General features: G+C 55.2%; 8 protein-coding genes. All 8 read left to right on the top strand.

Features of this window, described 5'->3' with window-relative positions; translation table 11 throughout:
• Positions 1 to 155 precede the first annotated feature (155 nt).
• On the top strand, positions 156 to 533 hold the full coding sequence (rpsF, locus tag B3Z49_RS00425) for a 30S ribosomal protein S6 (RefSeq protein ID WP_008890544.1): 378 nt from the start codon (positions 156 to 158) through the stop codon (positions 531 to 533).
• 22 nt (positions 534 to 555) lie between these two features.
• Positions 556 to 789 (top strand): 30S ribosomal protein S18, encoded by a 234-nt coding sequence (gene rpsR, locus B3Z49_RS00420; protein ID WP_008890543.1) that lies wholly within the window; start codon positions 556 to 558, stop codon positions 787 to 789.
• Positions 790 to 836: 47 nt separating this feature from the next.
• The gene (locus B3Z49_RS00415; protein WP_063088484.1) at positions 837 to 1,775 is read left to right on the top strand and encodes a DUF2232 domain-containing protein; all 939 of its coding nucleotides are present in this window, start codon (positions 837 to 839) and stop codon (positions 1,773 to 1,775) included.
• Entirely contained in the window at positions 1,775 to 2,389 is a 615-nt protein-coding gene (rplI, locus tag B3Z49_RS00410; RefSeq protein WP_008890541.1) for a 50S ribosomal protein L9, read from the top strand. The genes B3Z49_RS00415 and rplI overlap by 1 nt, the downstream gene beginning before the upstream one ends.
• A 204-nt stretch (positions 2,390 to 2,593) precedes the next feature.
• Complete coding sequence (locus tag B3Z49_RS00405; RefSeq protein ID WP_008890540.1) at positions 2,594 to 4,132, top strand: replicative DNA helicase; 1,539 nt, start codon at positions 2,594 to 2,596, stop codon at positions 4,130 to 4,132.
• A gap of 49 nt (positions 4,133 to 4,181) precedes the next feature.
• Positions 4,182 to 5,303, top strand: a complete 1,122-nt coding sequence (gene alr, locus B3Z49_RS00400; protein WP_120226201.1) for an alanine racemase — start codon at positions 4,182 to 4,184, stop codon at positions 5,301 to 5,303.
• Positions 5,304 to 5,362: 59 nt separating this feature from the next.
• Complete coding sequence (locus B3Z49_RS00395) at positions 5,363 to 6,136, top strand: MlaE family ABC transporter permease (RefSeq protein WP_008890538.1); 774 nt, start codon at positions 5,363 to 5,365, stop codon at positions 6,134 to 6,136.
• An 18-nt stretch (positions 6,137 to 6,154) separates the two neighbouring features.
• Positions 6,155 to 6,522: ABC transporter ATP-binding protein (locus B3Z49_RS00390; RefSeq protein WP_296987360.1), on the top strand; the 368-nt coding region annotated here is incomplete at its 3' end.

The raw sequence follows: 6,522 nt of genomic DNA, 5'->3' as shown, positions 1-6,522 counted from the left end.
CCGTAATCGGCAAAAAGCTGCATTTGGCGTTGCACTCATGGGCGAAAAGTGTATATTCCGCCGTCTCACGGCTCCTTGCCGGGATTGTCCGGCTATGCCTGCATGGCACGAGGTCATGCAGGAAGAGATAAGCCAAAAGGAGTAATAGGAGTATTATGAGCAAATACGAAAGCGTGTTTATCGCACGTCAGGACTTCTCGACCGCACAGGTCGAAAGTCTGAACGAAAAGCTGACCCAGACCATCGAAGGTCTCGGCGGCAAAATCGCCAAAACCGAATATTGGGGTCTGCGTTCCCTGGCATACCGTGTCAAAAAGAACCGCAAAGGCCACTATACTCTCTTCCAGATCGAAGCTGACAAAGACGCGATCGCGGAATACGAGCGTCAGATGCGCCTGAACGAAGACGTTCTGCGTCAGATGACTGTCAAGGTTGACGAGTTCGAAGAAGAACAGTCTGCCATTCTGCGCAACCGCGACGAGCGCGGCGGTCGTGGCGGTAATCGCCGTGGCGGTCCCCGTCAGAACGGCTAACAGATAGCGAGGAGATAATATCATGGCTGGACGTCGTCTGTTTTTCCGTCGTCGTAAAACCTGCCCGTTCTCGGGTGATGATGCGCCGAAGATTGACTACAAAGATGTCAAACTGCTGCAGCGTTTCGTTTCCGAACGCGGCAAAATCGTTCCGAGCCGTATCACTGCGGTTTCGGCCAAGAAGCAGCGCGAACTGGCGAAAGCCATCAAGCGTGCACGCTTCCTGGCGCTGCTGCCCTACGCAGACCAGGTCTGAGGCAGTCGGCAAGAGACCCTTTTGAGGTCTCGGGCCGGGAGTAAATGATGCAACGTGACACCCTCATAGCGATTGGGACCGGACTTGGCAGTGCCGTTCTGTTCCTGCTGGTTCTATCAGGAAATCCGTTTGCTCTTTTGCTTTCATACTTCGGGCATCTGCCGCTTTTCCTTACGGGATTGTGGCAAGGGCCCAAACGCCTGCTGGTTGCGGCATTTGCCGCATGTATTGCCCTCATTCTTATGGGGGGATTACTGCCTTTCACGGTCTTTATGGTCGTGTTTGCCGGACCGGCGATGTTGTTGACCCGCATGGCGCTGGTCGTCCGGAAAGATCAAAATGGCAATCTTGCCTTTCTGCCTTCCGGAATTGTCGTAAGTGCCATGGCCGTCATGGTCGCGACGGTAATGATCTTCGTTACCGGAACACTGACGGCGGAAGGTGTGGACATTCAGGACTTCATCGCGAAGTTCCTGAGCCAGATGTACTCGGAAATGGGTGTCCCTATGACATCCGATGTTCAGGGGCTGATTGGTATGTTCCAGACTTACTTCCCGGCGATTGCAGCGGTGAGCTGGCTATTGATGCTGTTCGCCAACGCCGCAATCGCACAGGCAATTTTGGTGCGTGCAGGCAAAAACCTGCGTCCGACACCAAGTATGGCAACCTTTGCCTTGCCTGGCTGGTCACTGTTTGTGTTTGCCCTGGCCGGGTTTACGGTCGGCTTTGCCGATGGTTCGCTGGCTTATGTGGCGCGCAACGTCGCGGTGGTACTGGCAGTGCCGTTCCTGTTTCAGGGATTGGCGCTGGTGCATGGGCAGGCAGCCCGATGGCCGCAAAAACGTGTAATTCTGACGGTGTTTTACATCGTCGCGGTTCTGTCCACCTGGTCGTTTATCGCGATCACCGGACTTGGAATTGTTGAGCATTTAATCAGGCTGCGGGGGAAAGAACCGATGACCCGTAGCAATGAGGAGGATCGGTGATGGAAGTTATTCTGCTCCAGCGGGTAGAAAAACTCGGTCAGATGGGTGACGTAGTCACTGTCAAGCCGGGCCACGCCCGCAACCGCTTGCTGCCGCAGGGCATGGCCCTTCGTGCAACCAAAGCAAACATCTCTGTGTTCGAAGCACAGAAAGCACAGCTTGAAGCTGACAACCTGGAACGCCGTAAGGAAGCAGAAGCTGTTTCCGAGAAGATGGGTGAACTCGCAGTCACCGTCGTTCGTCAGGCATCCGACGTTGGCCAGCTTTATGGTTCGGTCACTGCCCGCGATATCGCAAACGCAGTAACCGAAGCAGGCTTCACTGTTGCCCGTACCCAGGTCGTTCTTGATCAGCCGATCAAGACCCTTGGTCTGCATCAGGTCCGTATCAACCTGCACCCGGAAGTTATCATTGAGGTAACCGCCAACGTTGCACGTTCCGAAGAAGATGCCGCTGAACAGCTCCGCAAGGGTTCTGCTGTTCTTGGCACCATCGAAGAAATGGAAGCGGAAGAAGAGGAAGCCCTCGAAGCCGCTGAAGAACTCTTCGAAGAAGAAGTTCCGGCTGACCTTGCAGAAGCAATCGAAGCTGACGAAGAAGAAACCAACGCTTAATCGCAGGTTCTTCGAACGATTTGAAAACGGCACATCCGCAGGGATGTGCCGTTTTCTTTTGCCCTAACGCCAAGGCCCGTCGATTTTTTCAAAGCATTTCAGGAGCCTGCGGCATTTGCGACCTCTGCGCTGGCGGAATACCGGCTATGAGTTATACCGATTAGCTCTTTGCGGTCTTGCTGATGCCTGCTACCTTTTCGGCCCATGACAGATCCCAATTTAGATGCCCTTTTTGCCCCGCTTGAACCGGACCATGGTGCCGACACCGAAATGGTGCTCGATCGCATGGCGCCGCACAATTTTGAAGCGGAGGCTGCCCTTCTTGGCGCGATCCTCAATAACAACGCGGCCTACGAGCGCGTGTCTGATATTCTGCGCCCGGAACATTTCGCCGATGGGCGTCACGGCCGCATCTTTGAGGCTTGCGGCAAGCTGATCGAACGTGGCCAACTGGCCAACCCGGTCACGCTCAAAGCCTATTTCAAGCAGGATGAACATCTTGCCGAAATCGGTGGTGCGCAATATCTGGCCGAACTGTCAAACAATCTGGTTTCGGTGATCAATGCCAGCGACTATGGCAAGCTGGTCTATGACCTGTATCTGCGGCGCGAACTGATCGAACTTGGCGAGGAAGTCGTCAACGAAGCCTATCAGTACGAACTTGATACCGACGCCACCAACCAGATCGAAAGAGCCGAACAGAAACTGTTCTCGCTGGCAACAGCCGGTTCTGCGGAATCGGGCTTTGTCGCGTTTGGCCCCGCCCTTGCCAAGGCCTATGAGAATATCGATCACGCCTATAAAAACGCTGGGCGCGTTGTTGGTGTGACCACGGGCTTGCGCGATATCGACCGCAAACTGGGTGGTTTGCACCCGTCTGACTTGCTGATCCTTGCCGGTCGTCCGTCGATGGGTAAAACCGCCCTTGCGATGAACATCGCGTTTAACGCAGCCATCGCATCGCATCAGAACCGTGCGGCAGGCGAAGACACCCGTGATGAAACCCGAACCGGGGCGATTGCCGTATTCTCGCTTGAGATGGCGGCCGAACAGCTTGCCGGGCGCCTTTTGTCGCAGGCAGCCGAGGTTTCGGGCGATAACATGCGCCGTGGTGACCTGAACGAACAGGATTTCGAACGTCTGTTGCTGGCAACCCAGGAACTCAATACCGTTCCGCTTTATATCGATGATACGCCGGCCCTTCCGGTATCGACACTTCGCACACGTTGCCGCCGCCTTAAGCGCCAGCACGGCCTTGCGATGATCGTCGTCGATTACCTGCAGCTTCTGGCACCGCCGACCAACTTCCGTGGCGATGGCCGCGTGCAGGAAGTTTCGGAAATTACCCGTATGCTCAAGGCGATTGCCAAGGAGCTCGAAGTTCCGGTGCTGGCCCTGTCGCAGCTTTCACGTGCGGTCGAACAGCGCGAAGACAAACGTCCGCAGCTTTCCGACCTTCGTGAATCCGGCTCGATCGAGCAGGACGCCGACGTCGTGATGTTCATTTATCGCGAACAGTACTATCTCGAACGTGCCGAACCGGCCCAGCGCCCGGAAGAAGCCACTGACAAATTCGGGGAACGTTACTCGCAGTGGCAGGAACGTCTGAACCACGTTTACAACACTGCCGAAGTTATTGTTGCCAAGCAGCGTCACGGCCCGGTGGGCAACGTGCGCCTGTTCTTTGACGGGAACTACACCAAGTTTGGTGATCTTGATCACACAGAAGAAGAATATGAATAGAGGATAGGGCAACCACCCATCCACCAACGGATTCCACGGGGTATTACGAATGACCGTTCTTCCCGCCGTCGGCCGTGCTGCCGAGTGCGCGGAACTGCAAATCAATCTGAAAGCAGTTGCCGACAACTATAAAACCCTGACCAAACGCTATACCGGGCGCACCTGTGCGGCTGTGGTAAAGGCAAATGCCTATGGTCTTGGCGCCGAAACCATCGTCCCGGTCCTCAAAAAGCAGGGATGCCGGCTGTTCTTTGTGGCGCAAGCCAACGAAGCCGCCGAACTGTTCCCGGTTTTGCGTGGTGGTGGTCGCATTGCGGTTCTGAACGGTGTCCTGCCCGGTGACGAGGAATTCTTTATTGAAAATGACGTCATCCCGGTGCTGAACGATCTGGAACAGATCGAACGCTGGTCAAACCTGTGCCGCGAATATGAACGTCCGGCTCCGGCCTTTATCCATCTTGATACCGGCATGAGCCGTCTTGGCCTGACGCCACTTGATGTCAGCAACCTTGTCGACCGCTATTCATCCCTGCTCTATGGGTTTGAAAAGGCCGGTTACATGACCCACCCGGTTGCGGCTGATGAGGCCGGAAACCCGGTCACCAAGGAACAGTACGACCTGTTCATGAAGTGGTATCGTCGTCTGCCGCCGGCCCCGCGCGGGTTCTGTAACTCGTCGGCGATTTTCCGCAATGATGACTACCATCTTGAATTCTGCCGTCCGGGCATCGCCCTTTGGGGTGGCAACCCGACGCCGGAAACCACCAACCCGATGCGTTCTGTCGTGAACCTTAAGGTCAAAGTCCTTCAGGTCCGCGAAATCGATGAACCTCAGAGGGTTGGTTATGGCGGCACTTGGCAGGCAAAACGCAAATCGAAAATCGCCACCCTTGCAGTCGGGTATGCTGATGGTTGGCTGCGTTCACTGTCCAATTCCGGCAAGCTGATCATCAAGGGGCACGAAGTTCCCTATGTCGGGCGCGTTTCGATGGATGCGATCACGGTTGATATTACCGACCTTCCGGGCAAAACGCTTAAGGCCGGGGATATGGTGTCGCTTCTTGATGACAAGATGACGGTTGACGACGTTGCATCTGCTGCTGGTACAATCGGTTATGAAATTCTAACTTCTCTTGGACATCGCTACCGGCGGGTTTATACAGAGAGCTAAATCATAATAGCCAGCCAGACAATTCCGGCAGGTCGATAACAGGGGACTTCGAAGTACAGATGCCGATCTTTGCGCCGGTTGGCCATATGTTTCTGACCTTTTTGGCCCTTGTCGGTCGCGTCACGGTATTTGCGGGTCGCACCATCGGCCACATGGTCACACCACCGATCTATTTCCGCCTGATTTTCAAACAGATGCGTGAAATCGGCTATTTCTCCTTGCCGGTTGTCGCCATGACCACCCTGTTTGCCGGGATGGTTCTGGCGCTGCAATCCTATTCCGGGTTTTCGCGCTTTTCGGCCGAAAGTGCGGTTGCGACCGTGGTTGTCATTTCCATGACCCGCGAATTGGGCCCGGTTTTGGCTGGCCTCATGGTGGCGGGCCGTGTCGGTGCCGCCATTGCGGCCGAGATTGGCACCATGCGTGTAACCGAACAGATCGATGCACTGGTGACCCTGTCGACCAATCCGTTCAAATATCTGGTTGTGCCGCGCGTCATTGCCGGTTTGATCACCCTGCCCGTTCTGGTTCTGATTGGCGATATCATCGGGGTAATGGGTGGTTATCTGGTTGGCGTGAACAAGCTTGGCTTTAATGACGGGTCCTATATCCGCAACACGTTCCAGTATCTCGAACAGCTTGATGTCGTTTCGGGTCTTGTGAAGGCCGCGGTGTTTGGCTTTATCATCACACTGATGGGGTGCTATCACGGGTATCATTCCCGGGGTGGTGCGCAGGGTGTTGGTCAGGCAACGACCAATGCGGTTGTTTCAAGCTCCATCCTGATCCTGATTTCGAACTATATCGTCACCGAACTGTTCTTCACGCGATAAGGGCCGGTTGGCAGGATCATGAGCAACACAGCCAAGATATCGCTTCGCAACGTTCACAAGGGCTTTGGCCCGAAAAAGGTGCTTCAGGGTGTTGATCTTGACGTCGCCAAGGGTGAATCGGTTGCCATCATTGGCGGATCGGGCACCGGCAAATCGGTTACGCTGAAATGCGTTCTGGGCCTGCTTACCCCGGATCAGGGGTCGATCAAGGTGGACGGGGTCGAAATGACCACCGCGTCACAGGCCGAACGCGATGCCATGCTGGCAAAGACCGGCATGCTGTTTCAGGGTGCTGCCCTTTTTGATTCGCTCACCGTTTGGGAAAATGTTGCCTTTGGCCTGATCGAAGGTCAGGGCATGAAACCCGCCAAGGCCCGCGATCTTGC

Source organism: Thalassospira sp. UBA1131 (genome assembly GCF_002311515.1).
Classification (GTDB): domain Bacteria; phylum Pseudomonadota; class Alphaproteobacteria; order Rhodospirillales; family Thalassospiraceae; genus Thalassospira.
This window is presented reverse-complemented; position numbering and strand designations above follow the sequence as displayed.

Coding starts and splice junctions, on each gene's coding strand:
- rpsF (WP_008890544.1), top strand. CDS start 156: ATGAGCAAATACGAAAGCGTGTTTATCGCACGTCAGGACTTCTCGACC.
- rpsR (WP_008890543.1), top strand. CDS start 556: ATGGCTGGACGTCGTCTGTTTTTCCGTCGTCGTAAAACCTGCCCGTTC.
- B3Z49_RS00415 (WP_063088484.1), top strand. CDS start 837: ATGCAACGTGACACCCTCATAGCGATTGGGACCGGACTTGGCAGTGCC.
- rplI (WP_008890541.1), top strand. CDS start 1,775: ATGGAAGTTATTCTGCTCCAGCGGGTAGAAAAACTCGGTCAGATGGGT.
- B3Z49_RS00405 (WP_008890540.1), top strand. CDS start 2,594: ATGACAGATCCCAATTTAGATGCCCTTTTTGCCCCGCTTGAACCGGAC.
- alr (WP_120226201.1), top strand. CDS start 4,182: ATGACCGTTCTTCCCGCCGTCGGCCGTGCTGCCGAGTGCGCGGAACTG.
- B3Z49_RS00395 (WP_008890538.1), top strand. CDS start 5,363: ATGCCGATCTTTGCGCCGGTTGGCCATATGTTTCTGACCTTTTTGGCC.